This is a genomic window from Syntrophomonas curvata (genome assembly GCF_052976825.1).
In genome coordinates, this window is sequence record NZ_CM129641.1 from 45,653 (window position 1) to 70,705 (window position 25,053).

Consider the following 25,053-nt stretch of genomic DNA (forward strand, 5'->3'; position numbering starts at 1 on the left):
ATATAATAGAAAAGTACTTGTGCAGCCTAATTTGCGAAGTACTTATTTTATGCCCCCGGAAAGCAAAGATTAATAAGCAAAGAATAGCGCTTGACATAGAAACAGGGGCATGATAATATATGTTTTGCGCCCATGAGAGAGGGGCGCAGGATCTTGATAAAACAGAACAGCAAGGAAAGAAGTGCGGGAGAAATGGAACTACATTTTTGTTAAAGAAATGAAAGCCAGGACTCCGAAAAGAGACAACGAAAAGTCAGCCTTAAGAGATTGAGGCTAGGAAATAAACTTTCATTGGAGAGTTTGATCCTGGCTCAGGACGAACGCTGGCGGCGTGCCTAACACATGCAAGTCGAACGGAGATTATTAATGAAGCTTGCGATTTAATAATCTTAGTGGCGGACGGGTGAGTAACGCGTGGGCAACCTACCCATAAGAGGGGGATAACAGTTGGAAACGACTGCTAATACCGCATAAACTATTGAGGTGGCATGACCTTGATAGAAAAGATGGCCTCTGAATATGCTATCGCTTATGGATGGGCCCGCGTCTGATTAGCTGGTTGGTGGGGTAACGGCCTACCAAGGCGACGATCAGTAGCCGGCCTGAGAGGGTGAACGGCCACACTGGGACTGAGACACGGCCCAGACTCCTACGGGAGGCAGCAGTGGGGAATATTGCGCAATGGGGGAAACCCTGACGCAGCGACGCCGCGTGAGCGAAGAAGGCCTTAGGGTCGTAAAGCTCTGTTGTAAGGGACGAAAGTTCGTATTGCGAATAGTGATACGGAATGACGGTACCTTACCAGCAAGCCCCGGCTAACTACGTGCCAGCAGCCGCGGTAAGACGTAGGGGGCGAGCGTTGTCCGGAATTACTGGGCGTAAAGAGCACGTAGGCGGATAACTAAGTCAGATGTGAAAGACCGGGGCCCAACCCTGGGGTTGCATCTGAAACTGGATATCTTGAGGGCAGGAGAGGGCAGTGGAATTCCTGGTGTAGCGGTGAAATGCGTAGAAATCAGGAGGAACACCAGTGGCGAAGGCGGCTGCCTGGACTGACCCTGACGCTGAGGTGCGAAAGCGTGGGTAGCAAACAGGATTAGATACCCTGGTAGTCCACGCCGTAAACGATGGATACTAGGTGTGGGAGGTATCGACCCCTTCCGTGCCGCAGCTAACGCAATAAGTATCCCGCCTGGGGAGTACGGTCGCAAGGCTGAAACTCAAAGGAATTGACGGGGGCCCGCACAAGCGGTGGAGCATGTGGTTTAATTCGATGCAACGCGAAGAACCTTACCAGGTCTTGACATCCAGAGGACCTTTGTGAAAGCAGGGGGTGCCTTCGGGAGCTCTGAGACAGGTGGTGCATGGTTGTCGTCAGCTCGTGTCGTGAGATGTTGGGTTAAGTCCCGCAACGAGCGCAACCCTTGCTATTAGTTGCTAACAGGCAAAGCTGAGCACTCTAATGGGACTGCCCGTGACAAGCGGGAGGAAGGTGGGGATGACGTCAAATCATCATGCCCTTTATGATCTGGGCTACACACGTGCTACAATGGATGGTACAGAGAGCAGCGAGACTGCGAAGTGGAGCGAATCTCAAAAAGCCATTCTCAGTTCGGATTGCAGTCTGCAACTCGACTGCATGAAGTCGGAATCGCTAGTAATCGCGAATCAGCATGTCGCGGTGAATGCGTTCCCGGGCCTTGTACACACCGCCCGTCACACCACGAAAGTCGGCAACACCCGAAGCCGGTGACTCAACTAGCAATAGAGAGAGCCGTCGAAGGTGGGGTTGGTGATTGGGGTGAAGTCGTAACAAGGTATCCGTACCGGAAGGTGCGGATGGATCACCTCCTTTCTAAGGAGTAGGGTTAACACCCGAAACAGGTCGATCACTTCGACCTTGCTGTTCGTTTTATATATCAAGGGCCTATAGCTCAGTCGGTTAGAGCGCACGCCTGATAAGCGTGAGGTCGATGGTTCAAATCCATCTAGGCCCACCATTGTGATGTGTGAACTGAGAAGTTAGAAGTGGGAAAAGAAATCGGCGGTGCCGATTCTATTTTTGCCTGCATCAAACATCTCCCCTTCCACTTCCAAATACGGGGGTGTAGCTCAGTTGGGAGAGCACCTGCCTTGCAAGCAGGGGGTCAGGAGTTCGAGTCTCCTCATCTCCACCATATTATTATAGTGATAGATTCACTGAAAGTTCTTTGAAAACTGCACAGGATAAAAAAAGCAGAACAATTTCATTCGAGGGAAGCGGGAATGGCGAATCGAGGTTCAAAAGACCCGCTAAACGAAAGAAAGTTCTCTCGCAAAGGTCAAGATAAAAAGGGCGTATGGTGGATGCCTTGGCGCCAGAAGGCGAAGAAGGACGCGGCTAGCGGCGAAACGCCACGGGGAGCTGCAAGCGAGCATAGATCCGTGGATATCCGAATGGGGAAACCCGGTACCTGAGAACAGGTATCATCCCTACCTGAACACATAGGGTAGGAGAAGCGAGACCCGGTGAACTGAAACATCTTAGTAACCGGAGGAAGAGAAATCAAGAGAGATTTTCCTAGTAGCGGCGAGCGAACGGGAAAGAGCCCAAACCTTATATGTGTAAGCCTGCAAGCGTTGCATATGAGGGGTTGAGGGGCTGACAGGGCAGAATTGCAGAGCTGTCAAAGAGTTACAAAACCGATATTTAGGCGAACCTGTCTGGAAAGTCAGGCCGCAGAGAGTGAAAGCCTCGTAGCCGAAAAACATCGGACTCTTAGTCAGGACCCCGAGTACCGCCGGACACGTGGAACCCGGTGGGAAGCAGGGAGGACCACCTTCCAAGGCTAAATACTAACTGGCGACCGATAGCGAACAGTACCGTGAGGGAAAGGTGAAAAGCACCCCGGGAGGGGAGTGAAAAAGAACCTGAAACCGTATGCCTACAAACAGTCAGAGCACTATTGGGAAGTGAGAAGTGGGAAGTTAATTGAGAAGTGAGAAGCGGGAAGTTAGAAGTGAGAAATGTCTCACCTCCAACATCGCACCTCACACCTGTCAACCCAACCTCTCACCTCTCACTTCCCAAGTGTGATGGCGTACCTTTTGTAGAATGGGCCAGCGAGTTACGGTATCATGCGAGGTTAAATCAAAAAAGGATGGAGCCGAAGCGAAAGCGAGTCTTAAAAGGGCGAAAAAGTATGATACGGTAGACCCGAAACCGGGTGATCTATCCATGGCCAGGGTGAAGTCTCGGTAACACGAGATGGAGGCCCGAACCAGAGTACGTTAAAAAGTGCGTGGATGAGCTGTGGATAGGGGTGAAATGCCAATCGAACCCGGAGATAGCTGGTTCTCCCCGAAATAGCTTTAGGGCTAGCGTTATGAAGTGCCTTATGGGGGTAGAGCACTGGTTAGGCTAGGGGCCTTACTCGGTTACCGAACCTTCCCAAACTCCGAATACCATAAGGAAAAACATAGCAGTCAGTCTGCGGGTAACAAGGTCCGTAGACGAGAGGGAAACAGCCCAGACCAACAGCTAAGGTCCCCAAATCTATGCTAAGTGGGAAAGGATGTAGGGCTGCACAGACAGCCAGGATGTTGGCTTAGAAGCAGCCACCATTCAAAGAGTGCGTAATAGCTCACTGGTCAAGTGGCCCTGCGCCGAAAATATAACGGGGCTAAGCATAGTACCGAAGCTTTGGGATTGAGAAGTGAGATGTGGGAAGTTAGAAGTGAGAAAAAAGTGAGAGGTGTGCCAGATGGGAGAAGAAAAGATAAAAAGCTTTGAAGATCTCATAGTGTACCAAAAAGCATACCAACTAGTACTACAAGCTCACAAACTGACTAACACATTTCCAGAAGCAGAGAAAAGGGAATTAGGATATCAGATAAGAAGAGCAGCAGTATCCATACCAGCCAACATAGCCGAAGGCTATGGCCGGAAGAACTCCGCCAAAGAATTCAAGCATTACCTAAGAAATGCCTTAGGTTCCAGCAACGAAATGATAGTTCTTCTAAAGTTAAGCAAAGATTTAGGATACATGCAAGACGATAAAATCATAGAAGACTATGATGTACTCGGAAAACAGCTCTTTAGACTGATAGAAAAGTGGGAATAAAAATCCCGCGTCCAACTTCTCACATCTCACTTCTCAATCGGTAGGGGAGCGTTCCTATGGGGCAGAAGCTGTACCGTAAGGAGCAGTGGACTAATAGGAAGTGAGAATGCTGGCATAAGTAAGCGAGAAGGCAGGTGAGAATCCTGTCCGCCGTAAACCTAAGGTTTCCTGGGGAAGGCTCGTCCGCCCAGGGTAAGCCGGGACCTAACCCGAGGCCGAAAGGCGTAGGGGATGGACAACTGGTTGAAAATCCAGTGCCACCTAGTTTCCGATTGAGTGAAGGGGTGACGCAGGAGGATAGGTGAAGCGCACGATTGGAAGAGTGCGTCCAAGCACGTAGGGTGCCAGGCAGGCAAATCCGCCTGGTGTAAGCCTGAGGTGTGATGGGGAGGGAAGCGTAGTACCGAAGTCATTGAGTCCAAACTGCCAAGAAAAGCCTCTAGCAAGGAAGCGGGTGCCCGTACCGCAAACCGACACAGGTAGGTGAGGAGAGAATCCTAAGGCGCGCGAGAGAACCCTCGTTAAGGAACTCGGCAAAATAACCCCGTAACTTCGGGAGAAGGGGTGCTCTGACAGCGTGAGTACGTAAAACATGTACTTTGCGTGAGAGAGCCGCAGTGACCAGGCCCAGGCGACTGTTTAGCAAAAACACAGGTCTCTGCCAAATCGAAAGATGAAGTATAGAGGCTGACGCCTGCCCGGTGCTGGAAGGTTAAGGGGAGAGCTTAGCGGCAACGCGAAGGCTTGAGCCGAAGCCCCAGTGAACGGCGGCCGTAACTATAACGGTCCTAAGGTAGCGAAATTCCTTGTCTGGTAAGTTCAGACCCGCACGAAAGGCGTAACGATCTGGGCGCTGTCTCGACGAGGGGCTCGGTGAAATTGTAATACCGGTGAAGATGCCGGTTACCTGCGATAGGACAGAAAGACCCCGTGGAGCTTTACTGCAGCTTGATATTGGATTTTGGTAGTGCATGTACAGGATAGGTGGGAGACTAAGAATCCAGGTCGCAAGGCTTGGAGGAGTCACTGGTGGGATACCACTCTTGGATTGCTGGAGTTCTAACCTGGGCCCGTAAACCGGGTCAGGGACATTGTCTGGCGGGCAGTTTGACTGGGGCGGTCGCCTCCCAAAGAGTAACGGAGGCGCCCAAAGGTTCCCTCAGCGCGGATGGAAATCGCGCGAAGAGTGTAAAGGCATAAGGGAGCTTGACTGCGAGAGAGACATCTCGAGCAGGGACGAAAGTCGGGCTTAGTGATCCGGCGGTGCCGAGTGGAAGGGCCGTCGCTCATCGGATAAAAGCTACCCCGGGGATAACAGGCTTATCTCCCCCAAGAGTTCACATCGACGGGGAGGTTTGGCACCTCGATGTCGGCTCATCACATCCTGGGGCTGGAGAAGGTCCCAAGGGTTGGGCTGTTCGCCCATTAAAGTGGTACGTGAGCTGGGTTCAGAACGTCGTGAGACAGTTCGGTCCCTATCCATCGCAGGCGCAGGAGAATTGAGAGGATCTGTCCCTAGTACGAGAGGACCGGGATGGACAGACCGCTGGTGTACCAGTTGTCTCGCCAGAGGCACAGCTGGGTAGCTATGTCTGGACGTGATAAGCGCTGAAAGCATCTAAGCGCGAAGCCGACCTCAAGATGAGTTCTCCCATTCCGTCAAGGAAGTAAGGTCCCACTAAGACTAAGTGGTTGATAGGCCGGATGTGTAAGTGCAGCGATGCATTAAGCTGACCGGTACTAATAGACCGAGGGCTTGACCTTAAAGAGAACAGTATCTGCTTAATACCTGTGCAGTTTTGAGAGAACACGAGCGTTTCGCCTGAGCAAGGCGAAGAGCGAAATGCCGGGCTATCACATCCTGACCCAGAGGTCATGGGCCAGGGAACTGAAACAAAAACCAAACAAGTAATCATATTTCCTGGTGCGTCGATGCTCAGCCTAACGGCTTCGATCCATCGACACTCGCCGAGATATCGTCGGCTCGCAATGGCGGTCTCCGCCATACGTAAGTCAAAACTCGGCAGACAGGTTAATCTAAGCAAAACTTAATACGTAATCATATTTCCTGGTGACAATGGCGGAGAGGCCACACCCGTTCCCATCCCGAACACGGAAGTTAAGCTCTCCAGCGCCGATGGTACTGCAGAATCCTGTGGGAGAGTAGGACGTTGCCAGGATTTGATTTTTTCTGGAAAGACTCTGCATCGGCAGAGTCTTTCTTTTTCCAGCCTCCCGCTGCGGGCGCCGCCAGTCCTGCCCCGCGGGCTTCTTTTCGGCGGCATTGGGCGAGGCGTCGTTGCCAGGATCTGTCTTTATTTTTCCGGCTACATATCGAATCCCCCCTGACTCTTTATGGACCTTTCTTTTAGCATCATCGACAAGCACTGAAAGAATGCAATTATTGCATTTTAGCAATATGTTTTTGCATAAGCGCAAGAAAAAAATACCGATATGTAATATATTCCTGCGTAATAGAACGATTTATGCCTAATATTGAACCAAGTAGCAACATATATGGAATGCAATGGATAATAATTGTCAATCCATAAGTTAATATTGGGTTTATTAATTTATCGCTTTTTGTGGAACGTATTTTGCAATCATAAATGCTGGACAAGAATGAATTTTAATTACTACAAATGAAGGGAGGATGGGTTTAACAGCTTGGCGTTATGCTCTAAAAAACGTAATGACACCTCTAAATTACGCTGATTATGTTGGTGTCACATATATTGGAATGGTTAGAGAGACAGATAAGGGGGTTAAAAAATGTCAAAAGAGATAAATGAAGTGGTAATGGTCAGCGCCTGCAGAACTCCAATAGGCGACTATGGCGGGGGGCTGAAAGACGTGCGGGCTAACCAGCTTTCTACTATATCAGGAGCAGAAGCAATTAAGAGAGCGGGAATAGACCCGAAGATGATTGACGAATTGGTGCTGGGCATGTGTCTGCATCATGGCAATGGCTCTCTGCCTCCGCGCCAGGTAGCTATGGCACTGGGATTGGATATAAGTTCTTCTGCCAGCCAGGTAAGCCAGAACTGCGCTTCCGGTATGAGAGCTACGGAAATGGCAGCCATGAGTCTTATGCTGGGCAAGACTGATATAGCTTTGGTAATAGGAACCGAGAGCATGAGCAATATACCCTATATCGTTCAAAATGCCCGATGGGGTTACCGCATGGGCGATGGCAAGTTCCAGGATCCCATGTTGTCAGATGGACTGGTATGCGCTCTGGCTCAAGGACATATGGGAAGCACGGCTGATAGAGTAGCTGAGGTGTACGGAATAACCCGGGAGGAATGTGACGAACTGGCTCTGATGAGCCATCAGCGAGCTACTGCTGCGGTTGAATCAGGTATATTTAAACGGGAAATCGTACCGGTTGAAATCAAAACCAAAAAAGGGGTCAAGGTATTTGAAAACGACGAACATCCCATTAAAGATGCCAGTCTGGAAAAGATGGCTAAATTACCAGCAGCATTTACCAAAACCGGTGTAACTACTGCCGCCAATGCTTCCGGACTGAATGATGCCTCGGCTGCGGCAGTCTTTATGACCAAGAAAAAAGCGGATGAACTGGGAATTAAGCCTTTAATGAAATTGATTAATGTGTGTTCTGCCGGTGTAGATGCCAAGGTCATGGGCCTTGGGCCCGCCAAGGCTATCCCCAAGTGTCTGGCTCAGGCAGGCATGAAATATGAAGATGTTGAATACTGGGAGGTTAATGAGGCCTTTGCGGCACAGGTTCTTGGTGTAAAGAAAATGATTAAGGATGAAGCGGGTATCGAAATGAATTTTGATAACATCAACCACAATGGTTCTGGAATAGCTCTGGGTCATCCGGTCGGATGTACTGCGTTGCGCATCATAGTCAGCCTGTATTATGAAATGGAAAGACTGGGTAAGACCGTCGGCGGGGCATCCCTCTGTGTAGGCGGCGGGCCGGGCATGGCTTCGTTGTGGACCAGAGATATTTAATTAGTCTGGAGCAGCCCACTCCCATATTGGGGGCCTGGGGCAGTTTCCGAATACAATACTTCCTTCAAAATCCTTTTTCAGCAGGTGCGGTTGTACCTGCTCCTTTTTTAAACAAACCGCCGATACCTGCAAAAGGATGGCGACCATCTTATCTAAATAACTGGTAGTCGGCTTGCAGCAAGTCATTGGCCTCCTGCAGAATGGCAAGGTTTTCAGGAGCTTCAATATGGATTCGGGACTTGTCTATAACCTCCAGCATTTCATGCAGAGCATGCTCAGCTTGGGCAATAGCAGCAGGGTTAAGGGTATTTCTGGCCTCTTCAAAAACAGCATGAGCGGCGCAGGTATAGTAGGTAATTTTCTCGATTATATCCATATTGCGAGGGTCCGTATCCTGAATCGATGTAAACAATTCCATGAGCTTCACCGGTGTATTCATCTCCTTAAATTAGGTAAAAACCTACCGAGTTTTGTGGATAGGGCCTGCTTTGTCCCGGTAAGCACGTTTTTTTTATGAATGCCGGATAGTATATAATATAGCAAACCAGTAGGTTTTAAACAATGTCCAGCAGCGGGTTAACACTTGCTGCTCCGGGTGCATAAAATATGGAGGGAAGGAGATAATTTCACTAAAAAGGGGATTATTTATGGAAATGCCGGAGGCCTGCGGTAATAACAATACGCGAACTGCAGGAATACTTTTACCACGCTGCCATTTTTGTGGGCAAGTGCCGGAGAAGGGAATAAGGGGCGGAATAAGGATAAGAAAAGCCTTTATCTGTGAGCGATGCGAGGCACATATTGTCTCCCTGCAGGCAGGATGCAGTGAATACCGCTATCTGTTGGAGGAACTGAAGAAGATTTGGTAGTACCTGAGAATAAGCACGAAGAGTGCTTATTTTTTTTACCTTTTTAATATACAATCAAGAATGGAGTTATTTTTGTAAGCTGGGGAGAGAGTGAAGAGAATTGGAATACAAGACCTTATGCGTAGTAAATCCGTGTGCTGGTAATAAACGGGGTAAACAGAGATGGCAACAGGTCGATACCTCTCTACGGAAAGCAGGAATTAAGATGGATGTCCAGTTCACAACCCGTCCTCTTGATGCTACCAGTATAACCAGAAAAGCCCTGAAGCAGGGGTATAACCGCATCCTGGCCGCAGGCGGGGATGGAACCTTGAACGAAGTGGTAAATGGTTTTTATGATGAAGAGGGAATTATTAATCCCGAGGCCTGCCTGGCAGTGGTTCCCATTGGTACAGGCGGTGATTTTGCCCGATTGTTTAGTTTTAGCAGCGACGGCCAATTTCTTGTCCATTTACTGGCAATTAACCGCTTGCAGGCCTGCGATGTTGTTAGAGCCGCCTATACCGATTGGGAGGGAAGGCGCTCAAACCGATATTACATAAATATTGCTGATAGCGGTATTGGCAGTGAAACCGTGGCCCGGGTCAATCGGAGCAGTAAGGTGCTGGGTGGTTTCTGGTCATTTCTGCTGGCTGCCCTGACCAGTATAGCTTTGTATAAAAATCGTTATCTAGCCGCCAGTATTGATGGGCAAGAGGTATTTAAGGGTCGCTCCTGCCTGATTGCTATTACCAATGGACAGTATTTTGGAGGCGGGGTGAAAATAGCCCCGCAGGCCACTACCAATGATGGCTTACTGGATGTCATTATTGCGAAAGATTTTGGCAAGATGGAGCTATTCTCGATTATGCCCAGTGCTTATCGGGGAGGTCATTTAAATCATTCCAAGGTCGAATTTCATCGGGGACGGCACGTGATCATCAAATCGACTGAGGATATTTATTTGGAGATAGATGGCGAATCAGTCGGTCGGGGAGATTTCGAGTTTGAAATAATGCCTGCCGCCTTACAACTGGTTATTTGAAAGGCAAAAAGACTGCAAAGAAAAAGGGCCACGAACCATTGGCGGGGAATTTATTCCTGGATAGACCGGGGGAATGAATTCCCTCCACGCAGGTTTATCCTGTGCCTTTAAAGGAGAGTAATAATTTGCCGCAAGCAACCCCTATTTATTCGGCCCTGAAAGCATATGCGGGGAAGGATTTCCTGCGCTTGCATATGCCGGGGCACGCCGGAAAAGGTATTAAACAGCAGGAATTAAGTGCTTTTGCTTCTCTGGATGTGACTGAGGTTCCCGGACTGGATGATCTGCATCTGCCTGCCGGCATCATCCAACAATCACAGGAGCTGCTGGCCCGGGCTTTTGCCGCCGGGGACAGCTGTTTCCTGGTGAATGGTGCTACCGAGGGTATTCATGCCTTATTTCTGGCCCTGGGGAGCGAGGGTAAGAAGATATTGCTTCCGCGTAATGCCCACCGTTCTTTTTATGGAGGAATGGTGCTTTCCGGTGCCATGCCGGTATATATACCAGTCCAGACCGAACCGGGATTGGGTATAGCCCTGGCGGTTACCGCCGAGGATATAGACCGCCTGCTGCGGCGCAACCCGGAGGCAGAAGCGGTGTTTTTTGCCAGTCCCAGCTACTATGGAACTACCTGCGATATTGCCGCTATCGCTGCAGTAACCCGGACTTGGGGGAAGAATCTGTTGGTGGATGAAGCTCATGGTGCCCATTTTAGCTTCAGTAAATTATATCCCCAACCGGCTCTGAGGAGTGGAGCCGATGCGGTGGTAAATGGCCTGCATAAGACCCTGCCGGTTTTAAATCAGGGTGCCGTTCTGCATCTATCTGCTAGTTTGGCCGATAATAGCCGGATAAGAAAGGCGGCCAGCCTGCTCGCTACTACCAGTCCCTCCTATCCGGTACTGGCCTCAATTGAGCTGGCCCGACAGTTTATGGAAGAAAACGGGGAATCCTTATTGGAGCGGGCCTACGAATTTTCCCGCCACTACCGCTGCCAGATAAATCATATTACCGGCCTTAAGACTTGTGAGCAGGAATTGCGGGAGGTGACCGGGGTAGCACAGCTTGACCCTCTCAAGGTACTGGTATCGGTGCAGGGTACCGCATTAAACGGTTATCAGTTTGCGTCCCAGCTAAGGGATAAACACCGAATTCAGGTGGAACTGGAGGATAGCAATGTAATCCTGGCCATGTTTTCGATTTTTCATGAGGCCCAGGATTGGAAGAGGTTTTATCAGGCCCTGGAGGATATTGCATATTCCTATCCCGGCCAGGGAAGGAAGTCGGTCAAGGTTGAACTTAATCCGTTGCCTCCTATGCTGCTGAGCCCCAGGCAGGCATTTATGGCGCCCTGTCGGCGTGTGGCCTTAAAGGATGGAGTAAACCAGATTGCAGGTGAGATGATAGCTGCCTATCCCCCAGGGATACCCTGCATTCTTCCGGGAGAATTAATCAGCCGGGAAATGATAGACTACCTTGCCTATCTATCGCGCAGTGGTGCCCGGATACAGGGGCCTGAGGACGCTGCGCTAAACTATATTAACATTATTGATTTGCCGTCTTAAGTTTCCTGTTTAGCGTTTATAGTCTATTATATGAATATAAGTTGAGCGCAGCCAAGCCGATATAAAGAGGTGAATATTCTGTCAGGTAAAGGATTGTTTATTAGTCTGGAAGGAATAGATGGATCAGGCAAGACCAGTTTGAAAGAGCGTCTTCAGCTTTATTTGGAGAAAAACTGCGGACTGGAAGTGCTGGGAGTGAGAGAGCCCGGGGGTAATATCATATCCGAAAAAATCAGAAAATTACTGCTCGATGCCGGCAATCAGGGTATGACTTCCAGAACGGAAGCCCTGCTTTATGCAGCAGCCCGCAGCCAGGTGGTGGAAGAGGTCATACGTCCGGCCCTGATGGCAGATAAAGTAGTATTGGCCGACCGTTATATGGATTCCACCATAGCTTATCAGGGCTATGGACGTGGTCTGGAACTCAATTTTTTACAGCAGTTAAACCAGCTGTGCACCGGCGGGCTTAAACCGGATTTGACCCTGCTGCTGGATATGGACAGCCAAGAAGCTCTGCAAAGGCGAAAAAAGGATATTCCTGACCGTTTGGAGAAAGAAGGCTTAATTTTCCAGGAAAAGGTCCGGGATGGATATTTACAGTTAGCCCGAGAGGAAGGAGAGCGGATAAAGATCCTTGATGCCGGACAGGAACCGGAAAGGGTGTTAGGTGAGGCTTTGTGCTATCTGGACAAATTGCTGCTGAAGCGGCTATAGGCTCCGATCGGAGGGAGTTTAATGAAAATAGAACGGGAGCGGGATAAACTGAATAACTTTGCTGCTCCGGGCAAAGCTGGCTTGCAGGGGATAAAGAAAGGCGCTCCTTCTTCCTTTGAACAGGAATTGGCCCAGCGGCGGGATATGGAAGAAAAGCTTCGCATGCAGGAGATCCTGAAAGAGATTGACCGCTTAAATGAGAGATTAAGTAGGAGCTTGACCGTACAGGATCTAATGACCTACAAAAAAATGGTGAAAAGATTTCTTACCGAAGCTACTACCCGAGCTTACAGCGTCAAACAGGAAAGAGGCCGCAATCGACGAGGGCGCAGCCTGTTGATTTCCATTGCTACCATAGACAGTGAAGTGGAACAGTTGATGGAGGACTTTGTCAGAAATCGTAAAAAACCGGTTGAGGTGCTGGCTGCCCTGGATAAAATCAGGGGGATGCTGGTTGACTTGATGATATGAATATAGGGGTTATAATGGATTATTTTTCTGGTATCGTAGGACAGGATAGAGCCGTTAAGCTGATAAAAAAAAGTATTGCCCATGCCAGCACCAGCCACGCCTACCTTTTTTCCGGACCCGCCGGAGTAGGCAAAATGCAGGCGGCAATGGCTTTTGCACGCAGCCTGATTGAATTGGAGGATAAACAGGCCGGGGTATATTTTAATGAAGAAATGCATCCTGACCTTTTAATCATAGAAAAGTTGGAGAACCGCAGTTTAATAGGGAAGGAACAGATAAGCCGCCAATTGGAGCCTTGGCTGGCTTTAAAGCCTTATCGGGCCGAGCATCGGGTAGCTATAATCCGGGATGCCCACCTGATGAGCCTGGAGGCGGCCAATGCCCTGTTAAAGACTCTGGAAGAACCGCCGATTTATGCACTAATAATACTCATATGTGACGATGAAAATATACTGGAGACTATCGTTTCCCGCTGCCAGCTGGTGCGTTTTTTCCCGGTAACTGAAAAGGAACTGATGGAGTTTTTGCGAGCCCGCGGTTTTGATAGGGAAAAAGCTTCACGGGCAGTCCGCCTGGGTCAGGGTAGTGTCGCCAGTGCCCTTCGCTTTGTCGAGGAAGAAGGACTGGAGGAGATCTGGGAGGCAGCCCTGGGCCTTATCAGAGATATGGCCCAGGGCGACCGGGCCGCTATTTTCGAGGCAGCGGAGAAATTGCAGCCCGCTCCTGACTTAATAATTCGGATAGTGGAAACAATTTTAAGAGACGCATTGGTAATCGGGGGTGGGAACCAGGATTTGTTACTGGCTCCGGAGGCGCCGGAGATCATGAGTTTATTACAGGCTAAAGATCCAGGCAGATTAATGACAGCGATTATGGAAATAGAGAAACTGAAAACTTATTACCGGCGCAATGTAAACACACTATTATTAAACACCAGTATCGGCTATCAACTGTGGAATGCCTTGCAATAGTTGATAGACCGCAAAGGAGGAATCGGATTGGCCTGGGTTGCAGGGGTAAGGTTTAAACCTGCCGGTAAAATATATTATTTTGAGTGTGAAAATATCGATTTGCAGGCGGGAGACGCCGTTATAGTTGAGACTATTCGGGGGGTTGAGTGTGGCAGCGTGGCTATCGGCAGGCGGGAGATGAGCGAGGACGACCTGGTTCTACCGCTTAAAAGTGTGGTTCGCAAGGCTACCGAGGCTGATATTGAGATTTTCCGAAAGAATAAGCAGCGGGAAGAAGAAGCCATGGAGATTTGCAAGCAGAAAGTCAAGGAGCACCAGCTGCCCATGCGCTTAATTGATGTCGAATATACCTTTGACATGGGTAAAGTCATATTTTACTTTACCGCTGAGGGACGGGTAGATTTCCGCGAACTGGTTAAAGATCTGGCAGCCATATTTAAAACCCGAATCGAGTTACGGCAGATTGGGGTGCGGGATGAGGCCAAGATGCTGGGGGGTTTGGGAACCTGTGGACGGGTGCTGTGCTGTAATTGCTTTTTAGGGGAATTTGAACCGGTATCTATCCGCATGGCCAAAGAACAGAACCTGTCACTAAACCCTACCAAAATCTCCGGCATTTGCGGACGCTTGATGTGCTGCCTCAAATATGAATCGGAATTATATGAGTCCGGTAAGGGCAATGGGGAGGACAAGCATGGACGAAAGTCTGCAGGAGTTGAAATTGATCTTACGGGAATTGATGCTGGAAGTGGGGGAAATCAAGGAGCGGGTGAACCGGCTGGAGATAGAACTGGGGCAGAAGGAGGCTCCGATACCCCCCCCGGCCTATAATTTGGAATTGGAAGGGGAAAGCTATGAAAACCTTGGCCGAATCTATCAGCAGGGATATCATATCTGCCCGGCTGCTTTTGGTCAGGTGCGCCATGAAGAATGCCTGTTCTGCATAGCTTTTTTGGAAAAGGAGTAACAAGTGGAGCAAGAAGCAATGAGGCTGGTGGGTGGGGATGAAACCCTGGACGATTTGATTATCGGAGGGTTTAAACTAATCCAGCCCCGGAAGGGCTACCGCTTTTCCATAGACGCTGTCCTGCTGGCTCATTTTGCCGCTCTGGAAAAAGTGAAACAGGCGGTGGATCTGGGCTGTGGCAATGGGGTAATTTCACTCCTGCTGGCGGCCCGGTCGCCGAATTTAAAGATTACCGGGATTGAGATCCAGGAACAGATGGCAGAGCGGGCCCAAAGAAGTGTAGAATATAACCGCCTGCTGCAGCAAGTTCAGATTGTCGAGGGTGATTTTTGCCAAATCGATAGACACTTGCCCCCGGGGTCGGCCGGATTGGTTATCAGCAACCCGCCGTTCTATGGCCGGGGGCAGGGGCGGATAAGCCGGGATCCGGAAGAGGCGGTTGCCCGCCACGAAACAGCTATGACCCTGGATGCCCTTGTTGCGGCTGCCTATTATTTGTTATCCCCGGGGGGCAGTTTTTGTCTGATTCACCGCTGTGAGCGCCTGCCGGACATTATTAATTGCTGTATGGCTCACAGGCTTCTGCCGGTTCGCCTGAGAGCAGTTCATTCTTTTCAGGAGCAGGAGGCCCGGTTAGTACTTGTAGAGGCTCAGAAAAGAGAACAGGGGCCGTTTAAACTGCTCTCCCCGTTGATTATCTATAAGCGGGCAGGCATATACAGTAAAGAAGTAATGAGTTTATACTACGGAGAGGAAAGATAAGGTGGGCAAGCTTTATATATGCGGTACTCCCATCGGCAACCTGGAAGATGCCAGCATACGGCTGCTTAGGATTCTGCGCCGGGTGGACTTGATTGCCTGCGAGGATACGCGCCACACCCTGAGGCTTTTAAACCGTTACCACATCAAAAAACCGCTGCTCAGTTACCACGAACATAGCAAACCGGAAAAAGAAGACCACATCATTAGACTACTGGAAGGTGGCAAGAACATAGCGCTGGTCTCTGATGCAGGTATGCCCGCCATATCCGATCCGGGAGAACGCCTGGTCAAAAAAGCCATAGAGGCAGGGATAGACCTGGAGGTTGTCCCCGGGCCCTCAGCATCGGTATCAGCCCTGGCCCTGTCTGGTATGGATACCGATGCCTTTGTATTTGAAGGCTTTTTACCCGCCCGCAGTTCTCCCCGAAGGGCAAAGCTGGAGGCATTAAAAGAGGAAAGCCGGACTATAATTCTTTATGAGGCACCCCATCGCCTGTCGGCCTGTTTGGAAGATATAAAAGCTATTTTCGGAGAAGAACGGAGAATAGCAGTAGTGAGAGAACTTACCAAAATCCATGAAGAAGTTAAAAGAGGATCGGTGGCAGAGCTGTGCGCCTTTTACAGCCTCAATCCACCCCGGGGGGAGATCAGCCTGATTATTGCCGGCAAGCCAGCGGCGGCAGAGGCTAAAAGCCTGCCCGCAATTGCCCGGGAGGTAGAAGAATTGCTGCAAAAGGGTATGGATAAAAAAGAGGCCTTCAAGTTGAAGGCCCGGGAATACGGGATTAAAAAATCCACCCTTTATAAGTATTTTCTTGAAATCAAGGAATAATTGCTATGTATTAGCCTACTTGCTTGGTTAACTCGGTCAGACAGTTTCTGCACAGGTTCTTGCCCTTATAGTTAAATACTTCTTCGGCGTTACCGCAGAATATGCAAGCGGGTTCGTATTTTCTAAGTATAATTTTTTCGCTATCAACATAGATTTCCAGAGCATCTTTTTCCTCGATACCCATGGTACGTCTCAGCTCAATGGGAATAACAATACGACCGAGCTCATCAACTTTTCTTACTACACCGGTTGATTTCATCATTGCTACAACCCTCCTCCATCAACAAATTTCGTTCTTCACCGCAAATATACCATTGCTGGGAGAAATAGTCAAGTATTTTTCTACATTTTCAGACGAAAAAATATAGTTTAAAGTATATATTTGTTTATTATGGGCTAAATAACACGTTGAAACACAAGATACCACCGTTTTTATCAATATATGGTATTGCTTCCGGGCTGCGGATATCAGACCTGATAATATGAAAAACTATAATCAATCTCCTTTCCGATTCCGTTTGCTGTCGCGGTGAAGTTTGCTTATTATATAGAAGAACCCTATGTAAATTATGAGTTTTGAATGGTCAATTTCTTAATTAAGATACAGGTTTAACAGGAGGGATTACAATGGAAAAAAGACGCAGTTATTACATCACCACCCCTATTTATTACCCCAGTGACAATTTACATATAGGCCATGCCTATACCACGGTGGCGGCTGATTGCATGGCCCGTTTTAAACGAATGCAGGGTTATGATGTATTTTACCTGACCGGTACCGATGAGCACGGTCAGAAAATAGAAAAGGTGGCGCGGGAAAAGGGGCAGGAACCACTGGAGTATGTGGATACCATAGTCAGCAATATCCGTCGTCTGTGGAATACCCTTTTGATTACCAACAATGATTTTATCCGTACCACCGAGGAACGCCATGAAGCTGTGGTAAAAAAAATATTTCAAAAGGTTTATGACCAGGGAGACATCTTTATCTCCGAGTATGAAGGCTGGTATTGTACCCCCTGTGAAACCTTCTTTACCGCCCGGCAACTGGTGGACGGCAAATGCCCGGATTGCGGACGCGAAACGGAACTGGTAAAAGAGGAGAGCTATTTTTTCAAAATGGCCAAATACGCTAACCGCCTGCTGGAACATATTGAAAGCCACCCTGAGTTTATTCAGCCGGAATCACGGCGCAACGAAGTGGTAAGTTTCATTAAGATGGGGCTGGAGGATCTCTGTGTATCCCGTACCACCTTTCGCTGGGGGGTTCCGGTACCGTTTAATGACAAACATGTGGTCTATGTGTGGTTTGACGCTTTAATTAATTACCTGAGCGCCATCGGCTACGGCAGTGATGAGGAAAAATTCCAGCGCTACTGGCCGGCCGATGTACATTTGATGGCCAAAGATATTATCCGTTTCCACGCTATTATCTGGCCAATTATGCTGATGGCCCTGGATATCCCTCTCCCGAAAACGGTTTTTGCCCATGGATGGATAATGCTTGAAGGTGGCAAAATGTCAAAATCAAAAGGGAATGTTATTGACCCCCGCATTCTTATCCAAAAATACGGGGTAGATGCGGTGCGTTATTACCTGGTGAAAGAACTTACTTCCGGCCAGGATGGACTATACTCGGAGGAAATGCTGGTTACCCGCATCAATTCCGATCTGGCCAATGACTTGGGCAACCTTATCAGCAGGACTGCGGCCATGATAATTCGTTACTTTGATGGCAAAATTCCTGCCGCTGCAGGTCAGGAACCGGTTGACCTGGAACTAAAGCAGATGGCTGCCCAGGTATATCAGGAAGCTACCGCCAAGCTGGAGGGATTGGATTTTTCCGGCTATCTCGTTGCCGTGATGAAACTGGTATCCCGGGCCAACAAATATATTGACGAGACCGAACCCTGGCTGCTGGCCCGGGATGAGAATAAAAAGGCCCGTCTGGGCACAGTGATGTATAATCTGGCAGAATCCATACGGATGACAGTAATCATGCTGGCTCCGGCCATGCCGACCCTGGCCTCAAGGGTCAATCAGCAGATAGAGCTTTTTGACGACCCTGAACGGCTTGTCTGGGAAGATGCCGGGAAGTGGGAACTGCTCAGAAGTAACAGCAAAGTCAGCAAGGGAGAGATACTCTTTCCCCGCATTGATTTAAAGACACTGGAGGAGGATAATGCCATGGATGACAACAAAGCAGCAGTTGCGGAAAAAGCAAGTGAAGAAAAAGGGGAACCCAAGCAGCAGGAATATATCAGTATCGAAGATTTTGCTCGTATGGAACTCAGGGTGGCCGAGGTAATAGCCTGTGAAAAAATGCCGAAAGCCGATAAGCTGCTGATTCTCAGGGTTCGCCTGGGTGAAGAGGAACGCACTGTGGTATCCGGCATAGCCAAGCACTACCAGCCGGAGGAGCTCATAGGGAAAAGGGTGGTTCTGGTGGCTAACCTGAAGCCGACCAAATTAAGGGGAACCTTGTCCCAGGGCATGATTCTCGCTGCCTCCGACCCGGGTGACAATGATATCGAAGTCCTGACAGTGGAGCGCATAGCATCCGGGAACAGAGTAAAATAGCGATTAATTTTGGGAATGGGCTTGGAATACATGGAATCTGTATGCTGGAGGGTTTATTGAATGCTAATCGACAGTCATGCTCATCTGCAGGATGAGGCATTTGCAGAGGATTTGGAACAGGTTCTGCAGCGGGCTGAACAAGCCGGTCTGGAAAAGATAATATGTATAGGTTATGACTACGAATCATCCTGTGAGGCAGTAAAACTGGCTCGTAAGCACCCACAAATTTATGCCGTGGTGGGAGTGCACCCTCATGATGCCAAAACCCTTAACAATGACATTTTAGCCGGGCTCTATGACTTAGCCCGTGAGCCCCGGGTACTGGCCGTTGGTGAAATCGGGCTTGACTTCTATCGCAACCTGTCGCCGCAGGAGATGCAAGAGAGAGCCTTCATCGAGCAAATAAAGCTGGCCCAGGAATTGTATAAGCCCATTGTAATCCACGACCGGGATGCTCATCAGGAGGTTCTGAATATCATAAAAAAAGAAAAGGCCGGCCGCAGCGGAGGGATAATGCACTGTTATTCCGGACATCTGCCCCTGGCCATTGATCTGATGAAGCAAGGCTTTTACCTGTCCTTTGCCGGCCCTTTGACCTACAAGAACGCCAAAAAAACGGTGGAGGTGGCAGCCAAAATCCCTCTCGAACGTATTCTGATAGAAACCGATTGCCCTTATTTAAGCCCGGAACCGTTGCGGGGCAAGCGCAACGAACCGTCCAATGTCAGTTATATAGCCAGTAAACTGGCCGAGCTAAGAAACAAAGACCCTCAAGAGATAGCCTACTTGACTGGACTTAATGCCAGGCGCGCCTTCCACATAAATGATTGAAGAGCCGAAAAAGGCTCTTTTTTTATTCAAACCGTTTCCCTTCGACGATATTAGTGCAATGGAAAAAAATGTTTTTCAGCAAAGTTTTTGCCCCTTAAGGAATAAAATAAGGATAGAACGATAATAATTAATAATGACTCTTTTTGGAATTGCAGCCATAAAGAGTAGGCAAAACCATTAGCGCCCATAAAATTTGACGTGGGTCTGATATTTTGGCTAAAATGTTGTATGTATTCAAACTATTTACAAAGCATAGTTTGAATGAAAGGGAGGAGAGTTATGGGGATTGTCTGGTCTGGGAAAAAGACTTGCCTGACAGCCGCTATTCTCTTTGCACTTGTTCTGGGGGTAAGTTTTTTCTTCGCCTTACAAAAACCAGTCACCATTGCTGTTGATGGTAAAGTAATCAACAGCCGAGTGTTTTTTGTCAGCAGTGTTGAGGGAGTTCTGGAAAAAGAAGCTATCATCTTGGGGAAGCATGATCGGGTTGAGCCTTCTCTTGGCAGCAAAGTCAAAAAGGACGTCAATATCGTGGTGACCCGGGCTTTCAAAGTAACAGTAACGGCTGATGGAAGCAGCAAAGAGATAATTACCACACCCATAAGCATCAGAGAAGCTATTCGCTTGGCCGGTTATAAACTGGGAGAAAAGGATATTGTTAAAACCGTTCCTGTGCCTAAAACTATTCCCGATCAGGAAATTGAAGTAATACGGGTTACGGAAAATGAAGTCAAGACAGAGGAACCTATTCCCTGTGGGGTTGAGCGGACTACGGACAATACCTTGGAGCGCGGTCTTACTAAAACGCTTAGTCCCGGGAAGAATGGTTTGGCCAGGAATACCATTAAAATCACCTACCATAATGGTCAGGAAGCAAAGCGGGAAGTAATCAGCAGTGAAACCCTGATGGAACCTAAAAACCGGGTTATTGCCATGGGAACCATAACCGCTGTATCGCGTGGCAATCAACTGTTAAACTTCCGCGAAGCGCGTTATATGGAGGCATCAGCCTATACCTATACCGGTTACCGTACCGCCAGCGGCAGGCATCCCGAGGTAGGAATGGTGGCGGTAGACCCAGGCGTAATTCCTATGGGAAGCAGGCTGTATATTGAAGGCTATGGCTTTGCCCGGGCTGCTGATACCGGCGGTTCCATAAAGGGAGATCGGCTGGATCTTTTTATGGAAGAACGTTCCCAGTGTTTAAGCTGGGGGCGTAGAACCGTTAAGGTATATGTTCTAAATTAAACCTTGATCCGAGTCCCCTGTCGAAACCCGGCAGGGTTTTTTTTGTGCAAATTTTTTAAAAGTTGCCATCGTTTTCCTCGGTTTAAATAGCGCTAATGACAGAAAAATAAGATAGATAAAAATAAAGGAGGTGAGTCTTGCATGCGTAAATTATTTACTTTACTATTATGCATCAGTTTCCTACTTATCAGCCTGGTAGGATGTCAGAACGCAGCCAAAAAGCCGACGACCCCGGCACGTAAACCTGGTGTCACTGCCAAAAAAACCAGTAGCGAGATGACTGCCAGCGAGCGACGGGTAATGGCCAGCCGGTTATCAAAAATGGCCGAAAACGTAAAGGGAGTTCGGCGGGCTAGTGTAGTGGTATCCAGTATCGGTATGAGTAATGCAGGTATGGGTACTACCAAAAGTACTAATAAAAGCACCACCACAAATAACCTTAATAGCACCAATCCCAATAGTAGGATGAACACCAATCCTAATAACAATCTCAACAATAAAATGAACAACACCAATACCGCTAAAACCAATTATAGCGGCCAGATGGTAATGGTTGGGCTAACCCTGGAACCTACCGCGACGAGGGACCCTGCTACCCAAAACAAGATTAAGAGCACAGTGGCTAATAAACTAAAGGCCAGTGACCGGCGTATTTCTCAAGTCCTGGTTACTACTGACCCTACTTTGATTAAACGGATTAATGATGTTGCGGCGGGTATTATTGAGGGCAAACCCATACAGAATTTCCAGAGCGATATTAACGATATAACCAGAAAGGTAAAACAACAGCGTCCGGCATTTTAAAATCAATGTGCGCCCCGGGTGTTGCTTCAACATCCGGGGTTTTTCAATTAGGCTCTTTTCAGGCCACTTCCCCCGGGGTTTATCCTTATTAAAGGGAGACAGGAGGCAGAAATTTCAGCTTAATGACGATTTGTAGTATAATAAGCAAAGAAAATACGAAAGGTATGATACCAGCAGAATCCTTATCTCAAGTTCGAGAATTAATGCGTCGCCACAAATTTTTCCCCCGTAAAAAATGGGGCCAGAATTTTTTGGTAGACGGCAACATATTAAATAAAATAGCCAGATCATGTGAAGCCAACCCGGATTATTATATTGTGGAGATCGGGCCTGGCATGGGTGCTCTTACCACCAAGCTAACCCAGTATGGCCGGGGAGTACTGGCTATAGACATAGATCGGGATTTACAAGTAATGCTGGAGGAAGCCTTGGCCGGCAAGGATAACGTGCGCCTTTTATTCGCCGATATTCTGGAAGTGGATTTGGAAACGGAGTTGATTCGGGCATTTTCCTTGCCTGAGCCCCAGCCTTATCAGGTTTGTGCCAATATTCCCTATAACATAACCACACCGATTATTTTTTACCTGCTGGAAAACTGTCCTCATTTACAGTCTGCCACCCTTATGATGCAAAAAGAGGTAGCCGAACGTATAATGGCCGGTCCGGGCGGGAAGGATTACGGCTTACTGACCTTGATGACCTCCTACTATGCCAGCAGTGAACTGCTGATGAATGTATCCCGTAACTGTTTCTATCCCCGGCCCGAGGTTGATTCGGCTGTGCTGCGCCTAACTCCCAGGCAGCGAAGAATCGAACTGAAAAGTGAGGTTCTTTTTAAAACTTTGCTTAGAACTTCATTTCAAAAGCGCCGAAAGACTATCTTAAATATCTGCACAGATTTTTCGGGACAGGAAAAAAGCCTAATCCATGGCTGGCTAACCCAATGGGGAATTTCTCCTCTGGCGCGACCGGAAAACCTCACCCTGGAGGATTTCGCCTTACTGGCCAACAACCTGCCCTTACAGGAGGCGTAAATGTGATATTTCATAGCCCCAGTAAAGGTCAAATGGAACTAAACCAAGTAGTGAATGATATCCTGGCCTATATCAGTGAAGATATAGACCGGCCGTACAAGCTTCTGGTAGGCAGTGATTCTCACCCCAGCCAGCAGGGAACCTGTTTTGTCAGCGCCGTTATTATTCACCGTCTGGGTAAAGGCGCCCGTTACTACTATAACAAGGTGATGGAGCAGAAAATAAAAAGCCTGCGCCAACGTATTTTCTACGAAGCCTCTCTTAGTCTGACCCTGGCTGACCAGCTTTCCCACTTACTCAAACAGCACGGACACGAAGAAATGAAGGTGGAAATCCATCTGGATATCGGTACCCACGGGGAAACCAGGGAACTGATAAGAGAAGTAACGGGAATGATAGTCAACAGCGGTTTTGATGCCAAAATAAAACCCAATGCCTGTGCAGCCAGTAAAGTAGCCGACAAATATACCAAATAAAAGAGACGTTACCAGGTCTGTAGGCCGAAAAACACCTGTAATTAGCGAAATTTTTGGCCCATTTATCAGTTGACATCACAAACGTTTTTTAATATACTAATTATTTCAATATTGACTTTGCCTCCTTCCTGTTATAAAATTAAAATGATATTTGTATGAAGAAGGTGGTAATGTGAGTTCTCCCAGGGCTTTATCCGATATTAAAAGAGACCTGGAATCCTTTGTGGGCAGTAAAATCAGATTAAAGGCCAATCGGGGAAGGAACCGCATCGTAGAAAGAGAAGGAGTTCTTGAATCTATATACCCCAATATATTCGTAGTTAAATTAAACGAGAGGAAGATCGAGCGCCGGGTTTCATATAGTTATGCCGACGTTCTGACAGAAACAGTTGAACTCTTCGTTTACGATACTCAAGACGCGGAAATCCGTATAGCCTCTGCCAACAACTAAATAAAACAGGTAAGTACTGCATGCAAACCATGCAGTTTTTTTTACCCTTTTAGCCTGGGCTCATACTTGGCTCCACTTTGTAATATAAATTAGCATTGAATGGAAAAAGAAGGTGTAAGTATGGAACAGGCTTTTTCTATATGGTCGCCGGTAATCACAGCTCAGCTTAATACTCCGCGCCGGTTGGGGGATGAACGAAGCTATGCCGCTGAACGGCTTTTCCGCATGCTGGAGGACTTGAAAATCAAAGTCAAACAATCCGAAGTAATTCCCCAGGGGCAGGCAGTGGAAGTGCGGGTTAAAATTGATATACTGTGCCTGTTGGAAGACCCGGCAGGACGCATGCATCTGGTCAAGAAGGAAGAAACCCTCCGCGAGCGGGTAGCCTATACCGAATTTGACCGTAGCCTGGAAAGGGAAGAGGGTATAGGCTTTGTCATCAATGTTAAGGATATTTCTTTTGACGGTGAGTTGAAGGGCGGAGAGATTCGGGTAAGGTTTCTGGTGGAATATACCTTGATAGCGACCCGGGAACAGGTAGTCAGGTTATGGACTGGGGAGCAGAGTGAGGTTAATCAGGAATCCCTCAGCCAACTGTTCGAGCGGCTGGAAGCTGAAGTCAGCCGTTTGGCCGAAGAGAACCAGGAACTGCATCGAAAAGTCTTTTTTTATCAGCGCGACATCTCCAGCTTGAAACGAGGCATCAGCAAGCTGGAGAAGCGCAATAGCAGTCTGCTTAAAGATATAAGCTTATACCAGCGGGAAACAGAAAGCTTAAGGCAAAACCTGCAGGAGAAGGAATCGCATATATATCGGTTAAAGCACTATCCCCGGGTAGCCGGTTTTCCTGACCGGGAAAGCTCCCCGGGGGAACAGGAAAGCGAACCCAGCTTGGGCAGCAGGATAAAGCGGTTGTTTTTAAATAATCTGATTTAAGTTGATGGTTGATTTCCCCCTGCTGCCATTTTGCACAACGAATTATTCCATTGCGTAACCTTATGTGAACACTTTTCATATAATGATATAACTGCCGGAAGGTGAAACCACCTTTAAACCCGGTGGGCAGAGAAGAAGGGGAGGTGTTTGCGATTAAAAAAGGCGAGTTAAAAGAGGAAGAACGCGCTCCGGAAGTAAAGGTAAAGACCAGAATCTTTAGAGCGGTTCCGGTTAAGAACGCCATTGAAGAAAGCATTTTTATGGTTGCAACCGCACGCCGGAGTAATATCGAGGTAAGCTATAACTGTTCCGAATGCGGGATGAGGGTAAAAAAACAGGAACTGGAGACCTGTTCCGGCTGCGGGCTGGACTTCTGCAGCCAGTGCTTGTCAGAGCATGATTGTGAAGAGGAGTATGATGAAGACTGATCC

Annotated in this window: 22 protein-coding genes, 2 tRNA genes and 3 rRNA genes; 25 read left to right on the top strand and 2 right to left on the bottom strand. The window is 48.3% G+C overall.

Annotated elements, in window-relative coordinates:
* The first annotated feature begins 288 nt into the window (after nucleotides 1–288).
* From ACU70B_RS00230 to ACU70B_RS00255, 6 genes are all read left to right on the top strand, one after another.
* A 16S ribosomal RNA gene (locus ACU70B_RS00230) occupies nucleotides 289–1,855 on the top strand.
* Nucleotides 1,856–1,923: 68 nt separating this feature from the next.
* A tRNA-Ile gene (locus tag ACU70B_RS00235) sits at nucleotides 1,924–2,000 on the top strand.
* 101 nt (nucleotides 2,001–2,101) lie between these two features.
* A tRNA-Ala gene (locus ACU70B_RS00240) sits at nucleotides 2,102–2,177 on the top strand.
* A gap of 142 nt (nucleotides 2,178–2,319) precedes the next feature.
* Nucleotides 2,320–5,867, top strand: a 23S ribosomal RNA gene (locus ACU70B_RS00245).
* 303 nt (nucleotides 5,868–6,170) lie between these two features.
* Nucleotides 6,171–6,283 (top strand): 5S ribosomal RNA (rrf, locus tag ACU70B_RS00250).
* The 16S, 23S and 5S rRNA genes sit together here with 2 tRNA genes alongside, the layout of an rRNA operon.
* 592 nt (nucleotides 6,284–6,875) lie before the next feature.
* Nucleotides 6,876–8,087, top strand: coding sequence for a thiolase family protein (locus tag ACU70B_RS00255; RefSeq protein WP_447184364.1), 1,212 nt, complete (start codon nucleotides 6,876–6,878; stop codon nucleotides 8,085–8,087).
* A gap of 148 nt (nucleotides 8,088–8,235) precedes the next feature.
* Here ACU70B_RS00255 and ACU70B_RS00260 read toward each other — a convergent pair whose 3' ends face one another.
* Complete coding sequence (locus ACU70B_RS00260; RefSeq protein ID WP_447184365.1) at nucleotides 8,236–8,514, bottom strand: hypothetical protein; 279 nt, start codon at nucleotides 8,512–8,514, stop codon at nucleotides 8,236–8,238.
* Between the two features lie 220 nt (nucleotides 8,515–8,734).
* Here ACU70B_RS00260 and ACU70B_RS00265 point away from each other — a divergent pair, with 220 nt between their 5' ends.
* The 10 genes from ACU70B_RS00265 to rsmI all read left to right on the top strand — a co-directional run bounded on the left by ACU70B_RS00265 (nucleotide 8,735) and on the right by rsmI (nucleotide 16,262).
* A complete protein-coding gene (locus ACU70B_RS00265; RefSeq protein WP_447184366.1) occupies nucleotides 8,735–8,956 on the top strand; it encodes a sigma factor G inhibitor Gin in 222 nt (73 codons plus the stop codon).
* Between the two features lie 100 nt (nucleotides 8,957–9,056).
* Nucleotides 9,057–9,980 carry a diacylglycerol/lipid kinase family protein gene (locus tag ACU70B_RS00270; protein WP_447184367.1) on the top strand — a complete coding sequence of 308 codons (924 nt, stop codon included), beginning with the start codon at nucleotides 9,057–9,059 and terminating at the stop codon, nucleotides 9,978–9,980.
* A 125-nt stretch (nucleotides 9,981–10,105) separates the two neighbouring features.
* Complete coding sequence (locus ACU70B_RS00275) at nucleotides 10,106–11,545, top strand: aminotransferase class I/II-fold pyridoxal phosphate-dependent enzyme (protein ID WP_447184368.1); 1,440 nt, start codon at nucleotides 10,106–10,108, stop codon at nucleotides 11,543–11,545.
* Between the two features lie 69 nt (nucleotides 11,546–11,614).
* Complete coding sequence (tmk, locus tag ACU70B_RS00280) at nucleotides 11,615–12,259, top strand: dTMP kinase (protein ID WP_447184369.1); 645 nt, start codon at nucleotides 11,615–11,617, stop codon at nucleotides 12,257–12,259.
* A gap of 21 nt (nucleotides 12,260–12,280) precedes the next feature.
* Nucleotides 12,281–12,730: a YaaR family protein gene (locus ACU70B_RS00285; RefSeq protein WP_447184370.1), complete on the top strand. Its 450-nt coding sequence runs from the start codon at nucleotides 12,281–12,283 to the stop codon at nucleotides 12,728–12,730.
* A gap of 14 nt (nucleotides 12,731–12,744) precedes the next feature.
* A complete protein-coding gene (locus ACU70B_RS00290) occupies nucleotides 12,745–13,701 on the top strand; it encodes a DNA polymerase III subunit (protein WP_447184371.1) in 957 nt (318 codons plus the stop codon).
* A gap of 27 nt (nucleotides 13,702–13,728) precedes the next feature.
* Entirely contained in the window at nucleotides 13,729–14,532 is an 804-nt protein-coding gene (locus tag ACU70B_RS00295; RefSeq protein ID WP_447184372.1) for a PSP1 domain-containing protein, read from the top strand.
* Nucleotides 14,441–14,668, top strand: a complete 228-nt coding sequence (locus tag ACU70B_RS00300) for an initiation control protein YabA (RefSeq protein ID WP_447185671.1) — start codon at nucleotides 14,441–14,443, stop codon at nucleotides 14,666–14,668. The genes ACU70B_RS00295 and ACU70B_RS00300 overlap by 92 nt, the downstream gene beginning before the upstream one ends.
* Nucleotides 14,669–14,671: 3 nt before the next feature.
* Nucleotides 14,672–15,430 carry a tRNA1(Val) (adenine(37)-N6)-methyltransferase gene (locus ACU70B_RS00305; RefSeq protein WP_447184373.1) on the top strand — a complete coding sequence of 253 codons (759 nt, stop codon included), beginning with the start codon at nucleotides 14,672–14,674 and terminating at the stop codon, nucleotides 15,428–15,430.
* Nucleotide 15,431: 1 nt separating this feature from the next.
* On the top strand, nucleotides 15,432–16,262 hold the full coding sequence (rsmI, locus tag ACU70B_RS00310; RefSeq protein ID WP_447184374.1) for a 16S rRNA (cytidine(1402)-2'-O)-methyltransferase: 831 nt from the start codon (nucleotides 15,432–15,434) through the stop codon (nucleotides 16,260–16,262).
* 10 nt (nucleotides 16,263–16,272) lie between these two features.
* Here the strand turns inward: rsmI and ACU70B_RS00315 are convergent, their stop codons facing one another.
* Complete coding sequence (locus ACU70B_RS00315) at nucleotides 16,273–16,521, bottom strand: AbrB/MazE/SpoVT family DNA-binding domain-containing protein (protein WP_447185672.1); 249 nt, start codon at nucleotides 16,519–16,521, stop codon at nucleotides 16,273–16,275.
* 368 nt (nucleotides 16,522–16,889) lie between these two features.
* On the opposite strand from ACU70B_RS00315, the gene metG reads away from it, so the two are divergent.
* The 9 genes from metG (at nucleotide 16,890) to ACU70B_RS00360 (ending at nucleotide 25,050) form a co-directional block, all read left to right on the top strand.
* Complete coding sequence (gene metG / locus ACU70B_RS00320) at nucleotides 16,890–18,842, top strand: methionine--tRNA ligase (RefSeq protein WP_447184375.1); 1,953 nt, start codon at nucleotides 16,890–16,892, stop codon at nucleotides 18,840–18,842.
* A 60-nt stretch (nucleotides 18,843–18,902) separates the two neighbouring features.
* Nucleotides 18,903–19,673 carry a TatD family hydrolase gene (locus ACU70B_RS00325; protein WP_447184376.1) on the top strand — a complete coding sequence of 257 codons (771 nt, stop codon included), beginning with the start codon at nucleotides 18,903–18,905 and terminating at the stop codon, nucleotides 19,671–19,673.
* A gap of 279 nt (nucleotides 19,674–19,952) precedes the next feature.
* Entirely contained in the window at nucleotides 19,953–20,921 is a 969-nt protein-coding gene (locus ACU70B_RS00330) for a resuscitation-promoting factor (RefSeq protein ID WP_447184377.1), read from the top strand.
* 141 nt (nucleotides 20,922–21,062) lie between these two features.
* Nucleotides 21,063–21,725 (top strand): YhcN/YlaJ family sporulation lipoprotein, encoded by a 663-nt coding sequence (locus tag ACU70B_RS00335; protein ID WP_447184378.1) that lies wholly within the window; start codon nucleotides 21,063–21,065, stop codon nucleotides 21,723–21,725.
* Nucleotides 21,726–21,928: 203 nt separating this feature from the next.
* On the top strand, nucleotides 21,929–22,759 hold the full coding sequence (gene rsmA, locus ACU70B_RS00340; RefSeq protein ID WP_447184379.1) for a 16S rRNA (adenine(1518)-N(6)/adenine(1519)-N(6))-dimethyltransferase RsmA: 831 nt from the start codon (nucleotides 21,929–21,931) through the stop codon (nucleotides 22,757–22,759).
* Nucleotides 22,760–22,761: 2 nt separating this feature from the next.
* Nucleotides 22,762–23,235: a ribonuclease H-like YkuK family protein gene (locus tag ACU70B_RS00345; protein ID WP_447184380.1), complete on the top strand. Its 474-nt coding sequence runs from the start codon at nucleotides 22,762–22,764 to the stop codon at nucleotides 23,233–23,235.
* Nucleotides 23,236–23,407: 172 nt separating this feature from the next.
* On the top strand, nucleotides 23,408–23,686 hold the full coding sequence (locus tag ACU70B_RS00350) for a Veg family protein (protein ID WP_447184381.1): 279 nt from the start codon (nucleotides 23,408–23,410) through the stop codon (nucleotides 23,684–23,686).
* A 120-nt stretch (nucleotides 23,687–23,806) separates the two neighbouring features.
* The gene (locus ACU70B_RS00355) at nucleotides 23,807–24,622 is read left to right on the top strand and encodes a hypothetical protein (protein WP_447184382.1); all 816 of its coding nucleotides are present in this window, start codon (nucleotides 23,807–23,809) and stop codon (nucleotides 24,620–24,622) included.
* A 101-nt stretch (nucleotides 24,623–24,723) separates the two neighbouring features.
* The gene (locus tag ACU70B_RS00360) at nucleotides 24,724–25,050 is read left to right on the top strand and encodes a hypothetical protein (protein ID WP_447184383.1); all 327 of its coding nucleotides are present in this window, start codon (nucleotides 24,724–24,726) and stop codon (nucleotides 25,048–25,050) included.
* The last annotated feature ends 3 nt before the right edge of the window (nucleotides 25,051–25,053 follow it).

What these genes read in the sequence shown, in the direction of transcription:
- ACU70B_RS00315 (WP_447185672.1), bottom strand. Translation starts at nt 16,521, where the DNA reads ATGAAATCAACCGGTGTAGTAAGAAAAGTTGATGAGCTCGGTCGTATT.
- ACU70B_RS00290 (WP_447184371.1), top strand. Translation starts at nt 12,745, where the DNA reads ATGGATTATTTTTCTGGTATCGTAGGACAGGATAGAGCCGTTAAGCTG.
- rsmA (WP_447184379.1), top strand. Translation starts at nt 21,929, where the DNA reads ATGCGTCGCCACAAATTTTTCCCCCGTAAAAAATGGGGCCAGAATTTT.
- ACU70B_RS00330 (WP_447184377.1), top strand. Translation starts at nt 19,953, where the DNA reads ATGGGGATTGTCTGGTCTGGGAAAAAGACTTGCCTGACAGCCGCTATT.
- ACU70B_RS00355 (WP_447184382.1), top strand. Translation starts at nt 23,807, where the DNA reads ATGGAACAGGCTTTTTCTATATGGTCGCCGGTAATCACAGCTCAGCTT.
- metG (WP_447184375.1), top strand. Translation starts at nt 16,890, where the DNA reads ATGGAAAAAAGACGCAGTTATTACATCACCACCCCTATTTATTACCCC.
- ACU70B_RS00335 (WP_447184378.1), top strand. Translation starts at nt 21,063, where the DNA reads ATGCGTAAATTATTTACTTTACTATTATGCATCAGTTTCCTACTTATC.
- ACU70B_RS00265 (WP_447184366.1), top strand. Translation starts at nt 8,735, where the DNA reads ATGGAAATGCCGGAGGCCTGCGGTAATAACAATACGCGAACTGCAGGA.
- ACU70B_RS00255 (WP_447184364.1), top strand. Translation starts at nt 6,876, where the DNA reads ATGTCAAAAGAGATAAATGAAGTGGTAATGGTCAGCGCCTGCAGAACT.
- ACU70B_RS00285 (WP_447184370.1), top strand. Translation starts at nt 12,281, where the DNA reads ATGAAAATAGAACGGGAGCGGGATAAACTGAATAACTTTGCTGCTCCG.
- ACU70B_RS00300 (WP_447185671.1), top strand. Translation starts at nt 14,441, where the DNA reads ATGCTGGAAGTGGGGGAAATCAAGGAGCGGGTGAACCGGCTGGAGATA.
- ACU70B_RS00325 (WP_447184376.1), top strand. Translation starts at nt 18,903, where the DNA reads ATGCTAATCGACAGTCATGCTCATCTGCAGGATGAGGCATTTGCAGAG.